Origin of the sequence: Stenotrophomonas sepilia (genome assembly GCF_003244875.1) — a bacterium.
Classification (GTDB): domain Bacteria; phylum Pseudomonadota; class Gammaproteobacteria; order Xanthomonadales; family Xanthomonadaceae; genus Stenotrophomonas; species Stenotrophomonas sepilia.
Genome location: NZ_LXXZ01000109.1, coordinates 11,489 through 29,352, shown reverse-complemented (window position 1 = coordinate 29,352; position 17,864 = coordinate 11,489). Strand labels below are relative to the sequence as shown.

The window sequence follows — 17,864 nt, the reverse complement described above, 5'->3', positions numbered from 1 at the left end:
GACCCAGCATGATGGGATCCGGGGTCAGAGCCCTGTTCTGCGAACAGGGATCCGACCCCTGGCCTGTTACAACCGCACCAGCAGGTTCTTGGCAATCAGCCCGTGCAGCTTGCCGATGCCCCGTGCCAGGTGCATCGTCAACAGCAGCAGCAGCACGCCCACGGCTGCGATCACGATGCCCACCAGCGGCGAGGCGGCCATCGGCAACACGTTCACGCCATCGACGTAGACACCCGGAATGTCACCGCTGAACAGCGCGGCCACCGGCGCCCAGATGAACCCCAGTGACAGCGACAGCAGCGTCACCGCGATGGTGAAGTAGACCACGCCCAACGGCAGCATCAGCACGAAGTACAGCAGGGTCAGCCAGGTACGGCCATCGGTGAACATGTCGCCGATGCGCTGCAGCCACGTGCGGCTACGGTCGGTGTAGCGCGGACGGCGCGGCATGCGCTCGCCCAGCAATGCTTCCACCAGCCGCCCTTCCAGCAGCGCCAGCCCGCGCACCGAGCCGAAGAACAGCACGGTCAGCGGAATCCCGACGATCAGGATCAACAGGCCGAGCGAGAGCGACAGGCCGGTCACCACCCAGGTGAAGAAGAAGATGCCGGTGGCCAGCGACAGCAGCATGTAGAACAGCGCGCCATAGGTATGCGGATCGGCCACCACGCCGAAGAAGCGCGCCAGCAGTGAGCGTTGCACTGGCGCCGGCGGCGGCGCAGCCGGTTCGACGCCGCTGGCTTCGGCGGCGGCACGCAGTACCGGCGCGGTATCCGCACGCGGCGTACGCAGCGCGCGGTTCACCGTCACTTCGGTCTCGCGGTAGATGTCGGCCACTTCGTCCGGCGCGCCATAGCTGCCGGCAACATCGGCGATCACCTCGGCCTCGCTGCGGCCGGGCTGTGCTGCCAGCTCCGAACGCAGGTATTCCTCGGCGTCGTACAGCGCGTCCTGCACCATCGCCGGATCGGCGCCCTCCAGCGCCGCGCGCAGCTGCGCCAGGTACTGCGGAATGGTGGTGGGCAGGGCACGGCCTGCCAGGCTCGGGTCGTTCATTGCGGTACCCCCTCCAACACGGAATCGACGGAATCACGGGTGGCCTGCCACGCTTGGCGCCACTGCGCCAGCACCTCGCGGCCACGTTCATTGATGCGGTAGTAGCGTCGCGGCGGCCCGCTGCTGGACGGCTCCACATGGCTTTCCAGCAGGCCGGCGCCCTCCAGGTTGCGCAGTACCGGGTACAGCGCGCTCTGCTTGCCGCTCAGCACGCCCTCGCCCACCCGCTCCAGCTCCTTGGCAATGAGGTAGCCGTACAGCGGCTCCCCGGCCCGGGCCAGCACCGCCAGCAGGGCCAGCGACACCGTTCCGGCGCTGAGCTCCTTCTGGAACTTCTTCAGGTGGACATCGTCCTCGGACATGGCCGGCCCTCCACTACGTTGAAGTCCACAGTAGTGCGAAGTTCGGTATAGCGAATGTGTCGTTAGTCACTCCGCCGGTTGGCGTGACCGAATTGCTCGCGCAGAATCGAAGCCTTGTTCATGTTCCGGGGTTCCCATGCCGCACCGTCGTCGCCTTGCCCTGACCGCCCTTGCCCTCGCCTGCCTGCTGCCCGCCATGGCCAGCGCGGCCACGCCCTACCGCAGCCCGCAGCAGATCCTGGACGCTTCGGCCGCCAGCGACTGGCGCACCCCCGACCCGGCCAACCTGCTGTACATGGACCTGCCGGCCGGGCGGGTGATCATCGAGCTGGCGCCGCAGTTCGCCCCGCGCCATGTCGCCAACATCCAGACCTTCGCCCACGAGCACTTCTGGGACAGCACCAGCATCTACCGCTCGCAGGACAACTTCGTGGTGCAGTTCGGCGATGCCGACGCCGATGACGCGGCCAAGGCCAGGCCGTTCGGCAGCGCCGCGCGCAAGCTGCCGGCCGAGTTCGAACGCGCCAGCGCCGGCCTGAAGGTCAACGTGCTGCCGGATCGCGATGGCTGGGCCGCACAGACCGGATTCGTCGACGGCTTCCCGGTCGGCCAGGACCCGCAGGCCGGCAAGACCTGGCTGGCGCACTGCTACGGCATGCTCGGTGCCGGCCGCAGCAACGAGGAAGACAGCAGCATCGGCGCCGAACTGTACGTGGTGACCGGGCAGTCACCGCGCCAGCTCGACCGCAACATCACGCTGGTTGGTCGCGTGCTGAAGGGCATGGAGCTGCTCAGCGCAACGCCGCGCGGACCGGCGCCGATGGGCTTCTACACCGACCCGAAGCTGCGTACGCCGATCATGTCGATCCGCCGCGCCAGCGATGTGCCGGCGGCCGAGCGCACGCCGATCCAGGTACTGCGTACCGACTCGAAGACCTTTGCCGATACGGTGGAGGCGCGGCGCAACCGCGTGGATGATTTCTACAAGCGCCCGGCGGGGCATATCGACCTCTGCAATATTCCGGTGCCGGTGAAGTAACGCCGTCGCGGATTCTGCGCGAGGCGCGTGCTGAAGGGGCTTCATTGTTCATGGGCGTCACTTTTCTTTTCGCGCGAAAAGAAAAGTAACCAAAAGAAACGCGCCGCCGGGTCGCGAGCCGCCGTGCTTCGCACGCCGGTCCCCTGCGCTTCTCGGTGAATCAGGGGACGGTGCCGAACTCGCTGCGCTCAGACATCGGCACCTCTTCGCCCCTGATTCCCCTGCGATGCTCGGCTCGCTCAAGGCGGACCCAGTTCAAAGGCCACAGCTGCACCCAGTAGATCCACGCCATGCGTGGATGCTCTTGCTGTTGATCTTGACCTTCCAGTCCGCCTTGAGCGAGCCGAGCACCGCAGGTCCGGCGAGGGCGAAGAGGCGCGGGTGTCTGAGCGCAGCGAGTTCGCGCGCCGTCCCTCGACGGGCGGAGGAGCGCAGGGCACCGGTGCGCAGCACCGGCTCGCGGCCGGCGGAACGTTTCTTTTGGTTACTTTTCTTTGCGTACAAAGAAAAGTAACGCCCATGAACAGTGAAGCACCTTCAGCACGTGCCACGTGCAAAAAACGTCTCAGCCCTTCTGACTCACCGCCACGCTACCCAGAATCAACACACCCGCAATCAACATCTGCACCGTCACCGCCTCCCCCAGGAACAACCACGCAAACGCCGCACCGAACAACGGAATCAGGTAGGTCACCGTCGACGCCCGCGACGGGCCGATACGACCGATCAGGCGATAGAACATCAGGAACGCCAAGCCGGTACAGGCCACGCCCAGCGCGATCGCAGCGCCCCAGGCCTTCAGCGGGATCGCCGCCTGCGGCCAGTGGCTGACCGCCATCGGCAGCATCCACAGCGAGGCGCACGACAGCGTTGCCGCCGCGGCGGCGGCCGACGGCAACCCGGTCATGTGCCGCTTCACCAGGTTCACGCCCAGGCCGTACAGCAGCGATGCCGCCGCACCGGCCAGCACTGCGGTGCCGATGCTCAGGCCGGAAACCTTGGCCGCGGCCAGCACCACCACGCCGGCGAAGCCGACCAGCAGCGCCCCGGCACGGCGCATGCCGATCTTCTCGCCGAAGAACAGGAACGCGATCAGCGCGGCGAACAGCACCGTCATCGCATTGCAGATCGCACCGATCGCGGCCGGCGCCTGCTCGGCGGCGTAGGCAAACAGCACGAACGGCAGCGCTGAGTTGATCAGGCCGATCGGTGCCAACCACAGCCAGCGGCGCGGCGGGAACTGCGCGCGAGCGCGCCACAGGAACGGCAGCAGCACCAGCGCGCCCAGCACCAGCCGCACCTCGACCAGCGCGAATGGGCCGAACGACGGCACCGCCACCCGCATGAACAGGAACGAGCAGCCCCAGATGGCGCCCAGCAGGGTCAATTCCAGCGGCGTGCGCCAGTCGCGCTCGGCCGCCTGTGGGATCGCATTCATGTCCTGCCTCCGTCCATCGTCTGTTCCTCGCCAAGGCAGACAGGATCAGGCGCAGACGCCCGCCGCACAAGCGCGTAGTATCGCTGTCAGCCACAAGTATGGTTTGAGGCTCGACATGCTGCTCCGTCCTTCCCTGCTCCCCGCACTGGCCGTATTCGCGGTCGCCGCACGCCACCAGAATTTCGCCCAGGCCGCGCAGGAGCTGCACCTGACCGCCAGCGCGGTCAGTCACCACGTGCGCCGCCTGGAAGAAGTACTTGAAGTTCGCCTGTTCCTGCGCCACGCCCGCGGCGTGCGCCTGACCGCCGAGGGCCGGCAGCTGGCCGACGCCGCCAGCGCCGCCTTCACCGATGTCGCGGCGGTGGCCCATCACCTGCAACCGGATGCCGACAGCGTGCCGCTGCGGATCACCACGCTGCGCTCGCTCTCGTACTGCTGGCTGCTGCCGCGACTGCCACGCTTTACCCAGGCCTATCCACACATCCGCATCGAGCTGCACACCGGCAGCGGGCTGGATCGCTACGACGACAACGGACCGGAAGTCGGCATCCGCTACGGGCTGGGCCAATGGCCGGGCCTGCGTGCACAGCACCTGATGGATGACTTCCTGTTCCCGGTGGCCTCACCGGCGCTGGCCGGGGTCGAAGCACTGGTTGATCCGGCGCGCATCGCCGGCCTGCCGCTGCTGACCGACCTGTCGCCGCAGGGCTGGCGTGACTGGTTCCGCCACGCCGGCGTGCGCCCACCGTCGCCCCTGCCGCCGATGCACACGTTCGCCGACAGCACCGACGCGATGCGTGCGGCGGTGTATGGCATGGGCGCGGTGCTGGCGCGCACCCACATCGCCCAGCCCTACCTGCAGCGCTACGAGGTGGTGCGCCTGCCCGGTCCGGCATTGAAGGCACGCTATGCCTACCACGTGGTGCACGCAGAAGGGCAACCGCCGAGCCCGGCCGCGCGCCTGTTCATCGACTGGTTGCTGGAACAGGCGCAGGACGAGCGCACGCCGATCCCGGCATTGCCGGACAGCCTGCTCGGGCGGCCGGCGACGCACGCCTGACTGCGCCCTCACCCGTTCTTTGCCTCACGCTGGCTAGGCTGCTGGCGAACCCACAACGTACCTATGCCATGGCCATGCTGCGACTGCGCATCACCGGAACCGAAGACGACGCCCGCGCCATCAGCGACCTGCTGCTCGGCCTGGACGGCATCGAACATGTCGAGGAAACCGACGACCTGATGCCGCATATGGACGACGACGATTCCAGTTCGGCCGGGCTGTCCGATGACATCGGCCCGGGCATCCACGAGTTGGAAGTGGAAGTCGGCAATGAAAGCACCGCGCAGAAGGTGCGCGATGCGGTGCAGGAACTGGCGCTGGAGCTGGATGTGTTCGTCGAGTACGAGACCGACGAGGGCTGATGCCGGCTGACGGCCGGCATCAGCCTTCACCTCAGCGGTTGGGCGGTAGCTTGCGGCGGCGACGCCACCATGCCCGCACACCCCAGGCCGCGATCAAGGCCAGCACCGCCACCGGCAGCAGTGCGGCCGCAGCGCGGATCAGGAACGCGATGCTGGTGCTGAGGATGCCGCCCGACTCGCTCAGCGCCTCACCGATCTCGCTGCGGCTGCGCTGGCCAGAGGTGGTGTCGAAGTGGATCGCCACCAGCTGGGTATCGATGCGCCGGCGCTGCTGCGCGGCATCCTTGTCGGCCTGCTCGACACCCGCTTCGATCTCCGACAGGCGCGTGGTGATCGCCATCAGGTCTTCGATCTTCAGGTCCTTGCGGTCCTGGTAGGACAGCAGCCGTGCGTGTTCCTTCTCCAGCCGCGCCTTGGTCAGCGCGGTGTCGGCCACCGCCTGCGCGAGATCCTCGGCGCGCGTATTGCGCGACTGCAGCTTGCCGCCTTCACCAGCCATCGCGATCAGCGGCTCGGTACCCTTCGGCGCGACGCGCACCTTGACCTCGCCGCTGGGCTGCTCGCCGCCGTGCTGCTCGACCTGCAACACTGCACAGTCGCCGAACTTCGCGCTCTGGCAGGCCTGAGCGATCTGCTGGATGCGCGGTGCTATCTGCGCCGCTTCCAGCTGCACCTGCACGTCATGTTCGTAGGCCAGGAATGCGCCTTCCGGCGACGCGATGGCAGCCTCGGCGGCCGTGGCGCCCGCATCCCCCACCATGTCGCCCTGCTTGGCGCAGGCGCCCAGCGCCAGCAGCAGTACCGGCAGCGCCGCCCTGCGCGTCCACGCTCGCACCGGCCTCACAGTGCCGCTCCGTCGTAGGAGGTCACCGAAAGGCCCGCCAGATCGACCTGCGGCACGCAGCGCACGTTCACCGCCACCATCGGTGTGCCGGTACGCGGATCGACCGCTTCGCTGTAGGGCGCGATACCGCATTCGCGGCAGTGGTGGTGGTCGATGTGGGCCTTGTTGAAGTGGTAGGTGGCCACGTCAGCCGGATCGGTGGCCAGCTGGAACGCCGCACGCGGGGCGAACCACAGCAGGCTGCCGCGACGCCGGCACATCGAACAGTTGCAGTCGATGACGTCGCTGATCGGCGCCTCGGCCTGCACGGTGAATGCGATCCTGCCGCAATGGCAGCTTCCCTGGTATTCCATGTCCTGCGCTCCTTTGGAGGGTCCTTGAATCGGCCCATGGTAATCCTATGGCACGGGGACAAAGCAGCAACGGGGCCCTATGCTCAGGGTTTGACCCCGTACAGGAATGCCGATGCGCCCGCATCTTCTTGCCCTCGCCCTGGTCGCCGCGCTGGCCGGTTGCCAGCCGGCCGACGCCCCGACCAACGCTTCCACCCCGGCCGCCAGCCAGCAGGCAGGTGACGCGGCGGTCGATGCCGCCTTCGCCGATCTGTCCAAGCGCGCCATGGACACCTGGATGCAGCTGTCGCCGGTCAGCGCCACCCAGATCGGTGACCACCGCTACGACAGCGAGCTGGACGACCTGAGCGCCGCCGGCCAGCAGAAGACCGTGGCCGCCTACAAGGCGCTGCTGGGCGAGCTGGACAAGATCGAAGTGGCCAAGCTGGGCCGCGAGAACCAGGTGGACGCGGCGATCCTGCGCAACCAGCTGCAGTCGGAAATCTGGAACGCTGAAGTGCTGCAGTCCGGCAAGTGGGACCCGCAGCTGTACAACGGTATCGCCGGCAGCGCGATCTACGGCCTGATGGCGCGCGAGTTCGCACCGCTGCCGGAGCGCCTGAAGGCGGCCACCGCGCGCATGGAAAAGCTGCCGGCGATCTTCGCCCAGGCGCGCGAGAACCTGGATCCGGCCCGCGTGCCGAAGATCCATGCCGAGACCGTTGCCAAGCAGAACAAGGGCATCCTCAGCATCGTCGATACCTTCATCACCCCGCACATCGGCGAACTGCCGCAGGCCGACCAGCAGCGCCTGCAGGCGGCCATCGACGGCCTGAAGAAGGCCGTGGACGAGCAGCAGACCTGGCTGGACAAGACCCTGGTGCCGAACGCCAAGGGCGACTTCCGCATCGGTGCGGAGAAGTACGACCAGAAGCTGAAATTCGCGCTGAGCTCCTCGCTGTCTCGCCAGGAGATCGGTGAGCGTGCGCGCGCCGAACTCAAGCGCGTGCGCGAGGACATGTACGGTATCGCGCAGACCGTGCTGAAGGACAAGCCGGGTGCACCGGAGATGCCGGCCCAGCCGACCGACGAGCAGCAGCAGAAGGCGATCGAGGCCGCGCTGGAACTGGCCTACGCCGACAAGCCGGCACGCGACAAGGTTGTTGACGATGCCAAGGCCGCGCTGGAGCAGTCCACCGCGTTCGTGCGCGAGCACGATCTGATGACGCTGCCCGATGCGCCGGTGGACATCATCCTGATGCCGGAATTCCAGCGTGGCGTGGCCGTGGCCTACTGCGATTCGCCGGGCCCGCTGGACAAGAACCTGAAGACCTTCTACGCCGTGTCGCCGATTCCGGACGACTGGAGCGAGAAGCAGGTCGACTCGTTCCTGCGTGAGTACAACTCGCGCATGATCCACCTGCTCAGCATCCATGAAGGTACTCCGGGCCATTACCTGGAAGGCTGGCACTCGGCCAAGTTCCCCTCGACCCTGCGTGCGGTGCTGCGTTCGGGCCTGTTCGCCGAAGGCTGGGCGGTCTACACCGAGCGCATGATGCAGGAGCAGGGTTACCTCAACAACGATCCGCTGTTCCACCTGGTGCAGCTGAAGTTCTACCTGCGCACCATCTCCAACGCGATCCTCGACCAGGGCGTGCACGTGGACAACTGGGATCGCGAAAAGGCGATGCACCTGATGACCCACGACGCGTTCCAGCAGGAAAGCGAAGCGGCCGGCAAGTGGGTGCGCGCGCAGCTGACGTCGGCACAGCTGCCGACCTACTTCGTCGGTGCGCAGGAACACTTCGACACCCGCAAGGCAGTGCAGGAGAAGCTGGGCGACAAGTTCAACCTGAAGGCGTACCACGACCAGGTGCTGTCCTACGGCGCGCCGCCGGTGCGTTTCGCCCGCCAGCTGATGCTGGACCAGCCAATCGAGTGATCGGGACGGTGTGAGACGAAGCGGAGCGGCCCGGGGAAACCCGGGCCGCTTTCTTTGTTCGCCCCGGCTTGGGCTGCTGCCGGGTCAGAGCAGATGGATGTACATTTTCTTTGAGCCCAGCCGCAGATCCACGAAGTACTCGGCACCACAACCACGACACGCTGCAGGACAATCCTCATCACTGCCACGCTCGTTTTCCAATGAGCCAGCCACGACCGGATATCCGCACTCGAAACAGTTGAAAGCCACATGGTGGCCATGCGGATCAGCAGGGATCTGGTCACCCTCACCGTCCATCACCAGGAAATCCGTGATTCTCATTTCCACTCCCTCCCGCTGAATTGAGGACGAAAGACGAGCCGAACATCTAGCGTCAGTTGTGCAAAAGCAACGCGCGGATTGCACCACAGCGTGGCGCTTTACGTCCGCATCAGATCTCGATGCGTCGAAGCAGTTGCCTGGGCTCCGCCTCCGTGCCCCGTTCAAAAAGCCTTGAAGCAATCACTGCTCCGCAGCCACGAAACCACCGGTCTGTCGCGCCCACAAGCGCGCGTACAGGCCACCGGCCGCAATCAGTTCGGCATGGCTGCCGGTCTCGACGATGCGGCCCTGGTCCATCACCACCAGCCGGTCCATGCGCGCGATGGTCGACAACCGGTGCGCGATTGCGATCACCGTCTTGCCGCCCATCAGCTCATCCAGGCTGTCCTGGATCGCCGCTTCGACTTCCGAGTCCAGTGCCGAGGTCGCTTCGTCCAGCACCAGGATCGGCGCATCCTTCAGCAGCACGCGGGCAATGGCGATGCGCTGGCGCTGGCCACCGGACAGCTTCACGCCGCGCTCGCCGACATGCGCGTCGTAGCCACGGCGCCCCTGCCCGTCCACCAGCGTATCGATGAAGGCCTCGGCACGCGCCTTGGCTACGGCAGCACGCAGCTGCTCCTCGGTCGCATCGGGGCGGCCGTACAGCAGGTTGTCGCGGATCGAGCGATGCAGCAGCGAAGTGTCCTGGGTGACCACGCCGATCTGCTGGCGCAGGCTTTCCTGGGTGACGTAGGCGATGTCCTGGCCGTCGATCAGGATGCGGCCGCTTTCCAGGTCGTACAGGCGCAGCAGCACGTTCACCAGGGTCGACTTGCCGGCACCGGAAGGACCGACCAGGCCGATCTTCTCGCCCGGCTTCACCACCAGGTCGAGGCCGGCGATCACGCCGCCCTTCTTGCCGTAATGGAAGTGGATGTCCTGGAACTGCACGCCACCGCGGGTCACCTGCAGCGGCACCGCGTCCCCGCGGTCCTGCACGGTCAGCGGCTGGGCGATGGTGGTGATGCCATCCTGCACCGTGCCGATGTCCTCGAAAATGCCGTTGATGGTCCACATGATCCAGCCGGACATGTTGTGGATGCGGATCACCAGGCCGGTCGCCAGGGTGATCGCGCCCACGGTGATATGGCCACCATTCCACAGCCACAGCGCGAGCCCACAGGTACCGGCAATCAGGAAACCGTTGACGATGGCGATGGTCAGGTCCATGCCGGTGGTCACCCGGGTCTGCGCGCGGTGCTTGACCGCCAGTTCCTGGATCGACTCGGCCACGTAGGCCTGCTCGCGCCCGCCATGGGCGAACAGCTTCAGCGTGAGAATGTTGGTGTAGCCATCGACGATGCGGCCCATTGCCTTGGAGCGCGCTTCGGACGCAATCCAGGCCCGTTCCTTCGCGCGCGGCACGAAGTAGACCATGATCACCGCATAGGCGAGCAGCCACAGGACCAGCGGCACCATCAACCGCCAGTCCGCCTGCGCGAACAGGTACAGCGCCGTGCCGGTATAGACCACGATGTACCAGAGCGAATCGACCATCTGTACCGCCGACTCGCGCAGCGAGGTACCGGTCTGCATGACCCGGTTGGCGACACTGCCGGCGAAGTCGTTCTGGAAGAAGCTCAGGCTCTGCCGAACCACGTAGTTGTGCATCAGCCAGCGCGAGCGGTTGCTCAGGCCGGGCACGATCGCCTGGTTGACCAGCAGGTTGTGCAGGCCCACCAGGATCGGCCGCGCGATGACCGTGATGAACAGCATCCAGCCCAGTTCATTGGCGTGGCGCTTGAAGAAATCGGCACCGGGCTGCTCGGCGACCATGTCGACGATGCGGCCCAGGTAGTCGAACATGGCCACTTCCACCAGCGCCAGCAGCAGGCCGGCAATCAGGGTCGCCAGCAGCACCGGCCAGACCGGGCGCAGGTAGTGCAGGTAGAACGGCAGCACCTTGCGCGGTGGCATGCGCCCATCCACGGGCGGGAAAACCGGGATCAGGGATTCAAACCAACGGAACATCGCATTCCCTCGCCATCAATAGCCGGCGGAGTATCCCACGCCGGATGTGTACGCCGGCCGACGATGCCGTGGCGCCGGTAGTGCCGGCCGCCGGCCGGCAACCTCGCGACGTTTCCAGGGATCATGAGGTTGCCGGCCAGCGGCCGGCGCTACCCTCATTCTTTGACCGGGGTGAACAGCAGGTCCTGGAAATCGAAACTGAAATCGGTCAGGTCGGAAATCGGCTGCATGCGCACCTCGCGTACCTTGCCGTCCGGGTCCAGGCTGAAGTTCACGAAGGCGTCGGCGTTGAGCGAACGGTCGTCCCAGCGCACGATGAAGGTGTCGTGCTGCCAGTGCTCCAGGCGCCCGCTCAGCTGCGCGGTCTTCGCAAAGCGCAGGCGCAGACCCTTGCCTTCGGCGCTGATCTGCATGTCGCCATACCAGCGGTCACGGAAGCTGCCGGTGTAGCCGGCCAGCGCCAGCGATGGCCTGCTGCCCTTGTCGCGTGCGCTCTGGTGCTTGGCCCAGGCCTCGTCGGCCTTGTCCTGACCCTTGGCCACGGCCTTGGCATAGGCGTCCACCCAATCGTGCTTTTCTCCGCCCAGGTAAGCGTCAAGCACGCTCAGGGTGATCGCATTGAACGCCGCACCCACTTCCTGGTTGGTCAGCACCACCACGCCCAGCTTCTCGCCTGGCACCAGGGTCAACCGCGAGACCATGCCCGGCCAGCCACCGGTGTGCCAGACCAGCTTCTGCCCGCGGTAGTCGCTCAGGCTCCAGCCTTCGCCATAGCCGGCGAAGTTGGCCCGCGCCGGTGCCAGCTCCGGCACGCTCGGCGCCGGGATCGACTGCGGGGTGATCATCCGCCACATCTGCTGCTGGCTCTTCTCGCTGAACAACGGCGTGCCGTCAGCCAGCTTGCCTTCTGCCAGCTGCACCTGCATCCAGCGCGCCATGTCGTGCGCGCTGGAATAGATGCCACCGGCGCCGGCATTGTTCGACCAGGTCAGCGGTGCAACGGTGCGCAGGTCCTTGAAATCGTACTTGGCGTGGCCGACCGCCGCCTTGTCACCTGGCTTCAGGTGGTCGGCGTTGTAGCGCGTGCCGGCCATCCCCACCTTGTCGAAGATGCGCGTCTGCAGGAACTGCTGGTAGCTCATGCCGGACACGCGCTCGATCACCTGTTGGGCGACCGCGTACAGGATATTGTCGTAGGCATAGCTTTCGCGGAAGCCGCCCTTCAGCGGCACCCTGCCCAGTCGCTCCACCACTTCGGCGTTGCTGTAGGAGGTAGCCGGCCAGAACAGCAGGTCACCGGCGCCCAGGCTCAGCCCGCTGCGATGCGACAGCAGGTCGCGGATCGTCATCTGCCCGGTCACGAACGGATCGGACATGCGGAACGACGGCAGGTGGTCGATCACCTTGTCATCCATCTTCAGCTTGCCGTCCTCGGCCAGCAGGTTCAGCGAGGTGGCGGTGAACGCCTTGGTATTGGAAGCGATGGCAAACAGGGTGTCGGCCTGCACCGGTTCCGGCTTGCCCTGCTCGCGCACGCCCCAGCCACGTTCCAGCACCACCTGGCCGTCCTTGACCACGGCCACGGCGATGCCGGGCACGTCGAACTGCGTGCGCACGCGCTCGACGGTCGCATCCAGGTCCTGCAGCTGCTGCGGGGTCGCCGCATTGGCCATGGTCGTGCACGCCAGCAGCACGGCTCCTCCGATCCAGGTTTTCATCGAGCACCATCTCCGAACAGGGGTAGCGGCCATGTGCAGGCCGTCACCGGGGTTTCGCAGGATGGTAACGGTCGCCGATGCACCCTGCCCCGTGCCATAGGAGGGGTGTCATGGGCGGCAACGGCCAACCAAGCAACGGCTCCACCATCATTCCGTGCCTGCGCTACCGCGACGCGCTGGCCGCCATCGACTGGCTGCAACGGGCCTTCGGCTTCCATGCCCAGGCCGTGTATGCCGATGGCGATACGGTTTTCCATGCCCAGCTCACCTTCGGCAACGGCATGATCATGCTCGGCTCGGCCAACAACCAGAGCGCGTGGAGCGAACACGCGGTCCTGCCCGGAGAAGTCGGCGGCCGCCAGACCCAGAGTGCCTGCGTGATCGTCACCGATGTCGATGCGCACTATGCGCGGGCCAAGGCGGCTGGAGCGCGCATCGTCATCGACATTGCCGACCAGGACTACGGCGGCCGCGGCTATGCCTGTGCCGATCCTGAAGGCTACCTGTGGTGGTTCGGCAGCTACGACCCCTGGCGCGAGGACCACAGCCAGTGACCGCTGCCGGCCAGATGGCGATCCGCTGCGGTATTGGCGGCTGGGTATTTCCCGAGTGGCGCGGCGGCATGTTCTATCCGGTGGGACTGCCGCAGCGCGAGGAACTGGCCCATGCCAGCCGCGCCCTGCGCTGCATCGAGATCAACGGCACCTTCTACCGCACGCCGACTGCGGCCCAGTGCGCGCAGTGGGCCGCGCAGACGCCGGAAGGCTTCCGTTTCTCGATGAAGGCGCCACGCTACCTGGTGCAGCGCCGCGACCTGGCCAGCACCGTGGAAGCGGCCACGCCGTTCCTGCAGGCGGCACTTGCGCTCGGTGACCGGCTCGGCCCGCTGCTGTGGCAGTTCGATCCGTACCATCCGGCCGACGCCGATGCATTGGAAGCGCTGATGGCGCAGCTGCCGAAGCAGCTCGAGGGCGTGCCGTTGCAGCACGCTCTGGAAGTGCGCAACGCCGAGGCACATGGACCGGCTCTGGTCGCCGCCGCGCGCCGCCACGGCGTGGCGCTGGTGATCGAGGACAGCGACGAGGCGCCATTGCATGGCGATGTCAGTGCGGGCTTCGTCTACGCGCGGATCAAGCGCAGCCAGGCCCGCTTGAACGAGGGCCTGCCTGCGTCCGTGCAGCAGCGTTGGGCTGAACGCGCACGACGCTGGTCACGCGGCGAGCCGGTGGACGACCTGCCCTGCCTGGCCGCGCCCGCCCCGGAAACCCCGCGCGAGGTCTACCTGCTGTGCATCGGTGCCGGCAAGGCCCGCAACCCGGCCGCAGCGATGGCCCTGCAGCGCCTCATCGACGGCGCCAGCGGTCCAGCCCCCACAGCAGGGTCCACCCCACCACGAACACGCCCGCAACGCGCAGCACGTTGAGCAGGAAGGCCGCCAGCCCCAGGCGTTGCAGTTCGAGGAACGGATACGGCGCCTGTCCGGTCATTGCAGCGACCAGCATCGCCCAGCCGAGGTAGACCAGTGGTACCAGCAGCACACCGCCCAGCGCGCGCCAGCGCAGCGCCCCATGCGGCAGCAGCCACCACCACCCCAGCAGATACAGCGCCGGCACAGCGTAGTGCAGGCCGGCATCGACCCACCATTGCAGCCCGGTGGGCTGCCACAGCCCCTGCAACGCCAGCACGTAGATGCACGCGGTCACCCCGATGCACAACGCGATCACCGCGGCGACAGTCGTGTCCAGCACACCCGCACGGATCAGCCTGACGCATCCCAGGCACACCGCCAGGTTGCTGAGAATCGTGAAGTAACCAACGAAGCGCAGTGTCGCCATGCCGACCCCGGCAGCCGCCCCGGGGCCGCGTAGCAGCAACAGGTATTGCAGCAGCAAGGCGGTGGCGGCCACCAGTGCAGTCAGTGCTGCCCATGCACGCAGGGCGGAGCGGTTGGCAGCCATTGCAGGGTTCCCCTGAGGAGTTTCAGCGAGCATGCCACAGGCGTCGCCGGCGACCATACGATTGCCTCACAATAGGCCGATGAGCACACCCGACACCCGCAAAGCGCTGTGGCAGATCCATTTCTGTGTCCTGCTGTGGGGCATCACGGCCATCCTCGGCAAGCTGATCACCCTGCCCGCACTGCCGCTGGTGTGGTGGCGCATGCTGCTGGTGACGGCGATGCTGGCCCTGCTGCCGCGGGTCTGGCGCGGGTTGCGCACCCTGCCCCCGCGGCTGGTCGCCGGCTACGCCGGTATCGGCGCGCTGGTCGCCCTGCACTGGCTGACGTTCTACGGCGCGGTGAAGCTGGCCAATGCCTCGGTGGCTGCCACCTGCATCGCACTGGCACCGGTGTTCACCTCGATCATCGAGCCGTGGGTGGCCAAGCGGCCGTTCCAGCTGCGTGAGCTGGCGTTTGGCCTGGCGGTGCTGCCGGGTGTTGCGCTGGTGGTCGGTGGCGTGCCCGATGGCATGCGCCTGGGTGTGTTGATCGGCGCGATCTCGGCGCTGCTGGTGGCGGTGTTCGGTTCGCTCAACAAGCGCATGGTCAGCCATGCCGATCCGCTCACGGTCACCGCGCTGGAGCTGGGTGCCGGCACCCTCACACTGACCCTGCTGGCGCCGCTGATGCCCTATCTGCTGCCGGCGCTGGCCAGCCCGCTGTGGGTGGTCCCGAATCTGCACGACGGGATCCTGCTGCTGGTGCTGGCCGGATTCTGCACGCTGCTGCCGTTCGCCCTGGCCCTGGTCGCACTGCGCCACCTGAGCGCCTACACGGTGCAGCTGGTGACCAACCTGGAGCCGGTCTATGCGGTGGTACTGGCGGTGGTGCTGCTGCGCGAGCAGCACGAAGTCACCCCGTGGTTCTACCTGGGCGTGGCGATCATCGTCGGCGCGGTGTTCCTGCATCCGCTGCTGAACCGCCGCAAGCCGGTGCAGCATCCGGAAATCCTCGGCACGGCCGAAGCGCGCAACATCGCCGATTGAGTGCATCCACGCATGGCGTGGATGGCCGCATCAGCGCTGCGGCCAATGCCAGGCCGGCGCATCCAGCAGGCCCTGCCCGCTCAACAGCGTGCGGCCCTGTTCCTTGTACAGATGCAGCGAATGGCACCCTGGCGCCTGTTCCAACGCCGCGATCAGCCGGCTGGCGTGCGACACCACCCATACCTGGCTGCGCGCACTGGCTGCGATGATGAGCCGCGCCAGCGCCGGCAGCAGGTCCGGGTGCAGGCTGGTCTCCGGTTCGTTGAGCACCATCAGCGGCGGTGGGCGTGGTGTGTGCAGCGCCGCCGCCAGCAGCAGGAAGCGCAGCGTGCCGTCGGAGAGCTCGGCCATCGACAATGGCCGCAGCAACCCAGGTTGGTGGAAGCGCAGCGCCAGGCGTCCATCCAGCGCCTCGAAATCGACCGTGGCGCCCGGGAACGCGTCGTCGACGCTGCGTGCCAACGCAACCGGGTCGCCGATCTCGAGGATGGTCACCCAGGCCGCCGCCAGGTCCCGGCCATCGTGATGCAGCACCGGCGTGCGCGTGGCCATCGCCGGTTGCCGCGCCGGGGCATCGCCATCGCTGCGGAAATGGTCATAGAAGCGCCAGCAACGGATGTACTCACGCAGGGTGATCGTTTCGGGCATGCGCTGCGGATCGCCGACCTGGGTGAACAGGCTGTCGAACAGCGACAACCGGTCATCCACCAGATCCCAACCGCGCGCATGGCGCTGCCGCACCATCCCCCCCGCGACGATCGACCAGCTGGTTGGCGCTGCGCAGGAACGGCCCCGCCCAGATCGCCTCGGCCTTGATCTGCGGGTCCAGCGCAAACGCCGAACGGCTGGGCGGCGGGTAGCCGAGATCGATGGCGTAGCCGAATTCGTCGGTGGTGAAGCCGAGCTTCAATCCCACCGATTCCTGGCGTGGGCCGCCCTGCAAGGGGATTTCGCCGGCAGCAACCCGACGGTCTATTTTTTCCGGGCCCGCCCACAGCGCCGAGCCCAGCCCACCTTCGCGGGCCAGCACCGCCGCGACGCCGCCCTGCGCGGTCTCGGCCAGCAGGCGCAGCGCGCGGTAGAGGCTGGACTTGCCACTGCCATTGTCGCCGGTCACCACATTCAACTGCTGCAGCGGCAATACCAACCCGTGCAGCGAGCGATAGTGGGCGATGGCCAGGGTCTGCAACATGGTCGGCTTCCGGGAAAACAGGGCGTCATGCTGCCCGCTCTTGATCGCAGGCGCTGCGACGCGATGTGAATCGGGAAGAGCATCCACGCATGGCGTGGATCTACCGGACGGGGCGCTTCAGCCCGCCACTTCCACCCGGTTGCGGCCATTGCCCTTGGCCCGGTACAGCGCCTTGTCGGCACGTGCCAGCGTGTCGTCCACGCTTTCACCGGGCTGGTGCTGGGCGATGCCGATACTGATCGTGACCGGGAAGCCCAGTGGCAGGTCGGCCACGGCCAGGCGCAGGAACTCGCACTGAAGTTCGGCGGTGCGCAGGTCGGTTGCGGGCATCACTGCCACGAACTCCTCGCCGCCATAGCGCGCCGCCATGCCACGGCCGGCAAAGTGCGACCGCAGCAGCGCGCCCAGTTCGGCCAGCACGCGGTCGCCGGTGGCGTGGCCCTGGAAGTCGTTGATGTGCTTGAAATGATCGATGTCCAGCAGCGCAACGCAGGCCTCAGCGGGCTGCTCCCCGGTCATCGCCACGGCCTCGTCCAGCGCCGCTGCCATCGCGCGGCGGTCCGGCAGGCCGGTCAGCGCATCAGTGCGGCTCTGCTCGGCCAGGTCGGCGTTCTGCGCCAGCAGCACGTCGTGGTACTCCGACAGCAGGCGCTCATAATCATCGCGTTCCAGCATGTGGTTCTGGATGTCGAGCGCGAAACGGCGCAACTCCATCACCAGCATCACCTGCCGCGACAGTGCGGCCAGCGCCTCGGCCTTGTCGCTGGCCAGGTGTTGCGGCTGTGCGTCGAACACGCACAGCGTACCCAGCGGCAAGCCGTCGGAGCTGATCAGCGGCGCGCCGGCATAGAAGCGGATGTGCGGATCGCCGACCACCACCGGATTGTCGTGGAAGCGCACATCCTGCAGCGCATCCTCGACCACCATGATCTGCTGCGGCTGCAGGATGGCATGGCCACACATCGATTCGCTGCGCAGGTTTTCCGCCGCATCGATGCCCTGGATCGACTTGAACCATTGCCGTTCGACATCGATCAGGGTCACCGCCGCCATCGAGGTGCCGCAGACCGCCTTGGCGATCACCACCAGGTCGTCGAAGGATTTTTCACGCTCCGAATCGAGGATGCGGTAGCGGTACAGCGCCTCGAGCCGAAGGGCTTCGTTGGCGGGCTTGTCGGGCTTGATCATGCAACGTCACGT

General features: G+C 66.8%; 18 protein-coding genes and 1 pseudogene. 7 read left to right on the top strand and 12 right to left on the bottom strand.

The window, feature by feature from the left end; genetic code table 11:
* Positions 1-66: 66 nt before the first annotated feature.
* A complete protein-coding gene (locus tag A7X97_RS20970; protein WP_061480675.1) occupies positions 67-1,056 on the bottom strand; it encodes a sensor domain-containing protein in 990 nt (329 codons plus the stop codon).
* Positions 1,053-1,418 (bottom strand): PadR family transcriptional regulator, encoded by a 366-nt coding sequence (locus tag A7X97_RS20965; RefSeq protein WP_004150914.1) that lies wholly within the window; start codon positions 1,416-1,418, stop codon positions 1,053-1,055. The genes A7X97_RS20970 and A7X97_RS20965 overlap by 4 nt, the downstream gene beginning before the upstream one ends.
* 136 nt (positions 1,419-1,554) lie before the next feature.
* Here A7X97_RS20965 and A7X97_RS20960 point away from each other — a divergent pair, with 136 nt between their 5' ends.
* Positions 1,555-2,457: a peptidylprolyl isomerase gene (locus A7X97_RS20960; protein ID WP_111008403.1), complete on the top strand. Its 903-nt coding sequence runs from the start codon at positions 1,555-1,557 to the stop codon at positions 2,455-2,457.
* Positions 2,458-2,617: 160 nt separating this feature from the next.
* On the opposite strand, the gene A7X97_RS22285 is transcribed toward A7X97_RS20960, so the two are convergent.
* On the bottom strand, positions 2,618-2,749 hold the full coding sequence (locus tag A7X97_RS22285) for a hypothetical protein (RefSeq protein WP_281268058.1): 132 nt from the start codon (positions 2,747-2,749) through the stop codon (positions 2,618-2,620).
* A gap of 273 nt (positions 2,750-3,022) precedes the next feature.
* Positions 3,023-3,895 carry a DMT family transporter gene (locus A7X97_RS20950; protein ID WP_111008402.1) on the bottom strand — a complete coding sequence of 291 codons (873 nt, stop codon included), beginning with the start codon at positions 3,893-3,895 and terminating at the stop codon, positions 3,023-3,025.
* A gap of 115 nt (positions 3,896-4,010) precedes the next feature.
* Between A7X97_RS20950 and A7X97_RS20945 the strand changes: the two genes are divergently transcribed.
* Together A7X97_RS20945 and A7X97_RS20940 are read left to right on the top strand one after the other, a co-directional pair.
* Positions 4,011-4,955 (top strand): LysR substrate-binding domain-containing protein, encoded by a 945-nt coding sequence (locus A7X97_RS20945; RefSeq protein ID WP_072166823.1) that lies wholly within the window; start codon positions 4,011-4,013, stop codon positions 4,953-4,955.
* 68 nt (positions 4,956-5,023) lie between these two features.
* Entirely contained in the window at positions 5,024-5,317 is a 294-nt protein-coding gene (locus A7X97_RS20940) for a hypothetical protein (protein ID WP_005415831.1), read from the top strand.
* 31 nt (positions 5,318-5,348) lie between these two features.
* Here the strand turns inward: A7X97_RS20940 and A7X97_RS20935 are convergent, their stop codons facing one another.
* Together A7X97_RS20935 and A7X97_RS20930 are read right to left on the bottom strand one after the other, a co-directional pair.
* Positions 5,349-6,161: a DUF4349 domain-containing protein gene (locus tag A7X97_RS20935; protein ID WP_111008401.1), complete on the bottom strand. Its 813-nt coding sequence runs from the start codon at positions 6,159-6,161 to the stop codon at positions 5,349-5,351.
* Positions 6,158-6,514 carry a GFA family protein gene (locus A7X97_RS20930; RefSeq protein ID WP_072166825.1) on the bottom strand — a complete coding sequence of 119 codons (357 nt, stop codon included), beginning with the start codon at positions 6,512-6,514 and terminating at the stop codon, positions 6,158-6,160. The genes A7X97_RS20935 and A7X97_RS20930 overlap by 4 nt, the downstream gene beginning before the upstream one ends.
* Positions 6,515-6,626: 112 nt before the next feature.
* On the opposite strand from A7X97_RS20930, the gene A7X97_RS20925 reads away from it, so the two are divergent.
* Positions 6,627-8,435 (top strand): DUF885 domain-containing protein, encoded by a 1,809-nt coding sequence (locus A7X97_RS20925; RefSeq protein ID WP_072166826.1) that lies wholly within the window; start codon positions 6,627-6,629, stop codon positions 8,433-8,435.
* A gap of 84 nt (positions 8,436-8,519) precedes the next feature.
* On the opposite strand, the gene A7X97_RS20920 is transcribed toward A7X97_RS20925, so the two are convergent.
* From A7X97_RS20920 to A7X97_RS20910, 3 genes are all read right to left on the bottom strand, one after another.
* A complete protein-coding gene (locus tag A7X97_RS20920; RefSeq protein WP_088496928.1) occupies positions 8,520-8,756 on the bottom strand; it encodes a hypothetical protein in 237 nt (78 codons plus the stop codon).
* A gap of 180 nt (positions 8,757-8,936) precedes the next feature.
* On the bottom strand, positions 8,937-10,769 hold the full coding sequence (smrA, locus tag A7X97_RS20915; protein WP_111008400.1) for a multidrug efflux ABC transporter SmrA: 1,833 nt from the start codon (positions 10,767-10,769) through the stop codon (positions 8,937-8,939).
* A 155-nt stretch (positions 10,770-10,924) separates the two neighbouring features.
* Positions 10,925-12,487, bottom strand: a complete 1,563-nt coding sequence (locus A7X97_RS20910) for a serine hydrolase (protein WP_088496926.1) — start codon at positions 12,485-12,487, stop codon at positions 10,925-10,927.
* Positions 12,488-12,597: 110 nt separating this feature from the next.
* Between A7X97_RS20910 and A7X97_RS20905 the strand changes: the two genes are divergently transcribed.
* On the top strand, positions 12,598-13,041 hold the full coding sequence (locus A7X97_RS20905; RefSeq protein WP_049417273.1) for a VOC family protein: 444 nt from the start codon (positions 12,598-12,600) through the stop codon (positions 13,039-13,041).
* Complete coding sequence (locus A7X97_RS20900; RefSeq protein ID WP_111008399.1) at positions 13,038-13,910, top strand: DUF72 domain-containing protein; 873 nt, start codon at positions 13,038-13,040, stop codon at positions 13,908-13,910. The genes A7X97_RS20905 and A7X97_RS20900 overlap by 4 nt, the downstream gene beginning before the upstream one ends.
* Here the strand turns inward: A7X97_RS20900 and A7X97_RS20895 are convergent.
* A complete protein-coding gene (locus A7X97_RS20895; RefSeq protein ID WP_072166832.1) occupies positions 13,831-14,445 on the bottom strand; it encodes a Pr6Pr family membrane protein in 615 nt (204 codons plus the stop codon). The two genes, A7X97_RS20900 and A7X97_RS20895, sit on opposite strands and share 80 nt — an antisense overlap.
* Before the next feature lie 79 nt (positions 14,446-14,524).
* On the opposite strand from A7X97_RS20895, the gene A7X97_RS20890 reads away from it, so the two are divergent.
* Positions 14,525-15,472 (top strand): DMT family transporter, encoded by a 948-nt coding sequence (locus A7X97_RS20890; RefSeq protein ID WP_005415820.1) that lies wholly within the window; start codon positions 14,525-14,527, stop codon positions 15,470-15,472.
* A 30-nt stretch (positions 15,473-15,502) separates the two neighbouring features.
* On the opposite strand, the pseudogene A7X97_RS20885 reads toward A7X97_RS20890, so the two are convergent.
* A pseudogene (locus A7X97_RS20885) lies at positions 15,503-16,664 on the bottom strand (AAA family ATPase).
* A 117-nt stretch (positions 16,665-16,781) separates the two neighbouring features.
* The gene (locus A7X97_RS20880; protein ID WP_111008398.1) at positions 16,782-17,852 is read right to left on the bottom strand and encodes a sensor domain-containing diguanylate cyclase; all 1,071 of its coding nucleotides are present in this window, start codon (positions 17,850-17,852) and stop codon (positions 16,782-16,784) included.
* Positions 17,853-17,864 lie beyond the last annotated feature (12 nt).

What these genes read in the sequence shown, in the direction of transcription:
- A7X97_RS22285 (WP_281268058.1), bottom strand. Translation starts at nt 2,749, where the DNA reads ATGGCGTGGATCTACTGGGTGCAGCTGTGGCCTTTGAACTGGGTCCGC.
- A7X97_RS20965 (WP_004150914.1), bottom strand. Translation starts at nt 1,418, where the DNA reads ATGTCCGAGGACGATGTCCACCTGAAGAAGTTCCAGAAGGAGCTCAGC.
- A7X97_RS20880 (WP_111008398.1), bottom strand. Translation starts at nt 17,852, where the DNA reads ATGATCAAGCCCGACAAGCCCGCCAACGAAGCCCTTCGGCTCGAGGCG.
- A7X97_RS20910 (WP_088496926.1), bottom strand. Translation starts at nt 12,487, where the DNA reads ATGAAAACCTGGATCGGAGGAGCCGTGCTGCTGGCGTGCACGACCATG.
- A7X97_RS20925 (WP_072166826.1), top strand. Translation starts at nt 6,627, where the DNA reads ATGCGCCCGCATCTTCTTGCCCTCGCCCTGGTCGCCGCGCTGGCCGGT.
- A7X97_RS20950 (WP_111008402.1), bottom strand. Translation starts at nt 3,895, where the DNA reads ATGAATGCGATCCCACAGGCGGCCGAGCGCGACTGGCGCACGCCGCTG.
- A7X97_RS20890 (WP_005415820.1), top strand. Translation starts at nt 14,525, where the DNA reads ATGAGCACACCCGACACCCGCAAAGCGCTGTGGCAGATCCATTTCTGT.
- A7X97_RS20960 (WP_111008403.1), top strand. Translation starts at nt 1,555, where the DNA reads ATGCCGCACCGTCGTCGCCTTGCCCTGACCGCCCTTGCCCTCGCCTGC.
- A7X97_RS20970 (WP_061480675.1), bottom strand. Translation starts at nt 1,056, where the DNA reads ATGAACGACCCGAGCCTGGCAGGCCGTGCCCTGCCCACCACCATTCCG.
- A7X97_RS20905 (WP_049417273.1), top strand. Translation starts at nt 12,598, where the DNA reads ATGGGCGGCAACGGCCAACCAAGCAACGGCTCCACCATCATTCCGTGC.
- A7X97_RS20940 (WP_005415831.1), top strand. Translation starts at nt 5,024, where the DNA reads ATGGCCATGCTGCGACTGCGCATCACCGGAACCGAAGACGACGCCCGC.
- A7X97_RS20945 (WP_072166823.1), top strand. Translation starts at nt 4,011, where the DNA reads ATGCTGCTCCGTCCTTCCCTGCTCCCCGCACTGGCCGTATTCGCGGTC.
- smrA (WP_111008400.1), bottom strand. Translation starts at nt 10,769, where the DNA reads ATGTTCCGTTGGTTTGAATCCCTGATCCCGGTTTTCCCGCCCGTGGAT.
- A7X97_RS20895 (WP_072166832.1), bottom strand. Translation starts at nt 14,445, where the DNA reads ATGGCTGCCAACCGCTCCGCCCTGCGTGCATGGGCAGCACTGACTGCA.
- A7X97_RS20930 (WP_072166825.1), bottom strand. Translation starts at nt 6,514, where the DNA reads ATGGAATACCAGGGAAGCTGCCATTGCGGCAGGATCGCATTCACCGTG.
- A7X97_RS20920 (WP_088496928.1), bottom strand. Translation starts at nt 8,756, where the DNA reads ATGAGAATCACGGATTTCCTGGTGATGGACGGTGAGGGTGACCAGATC.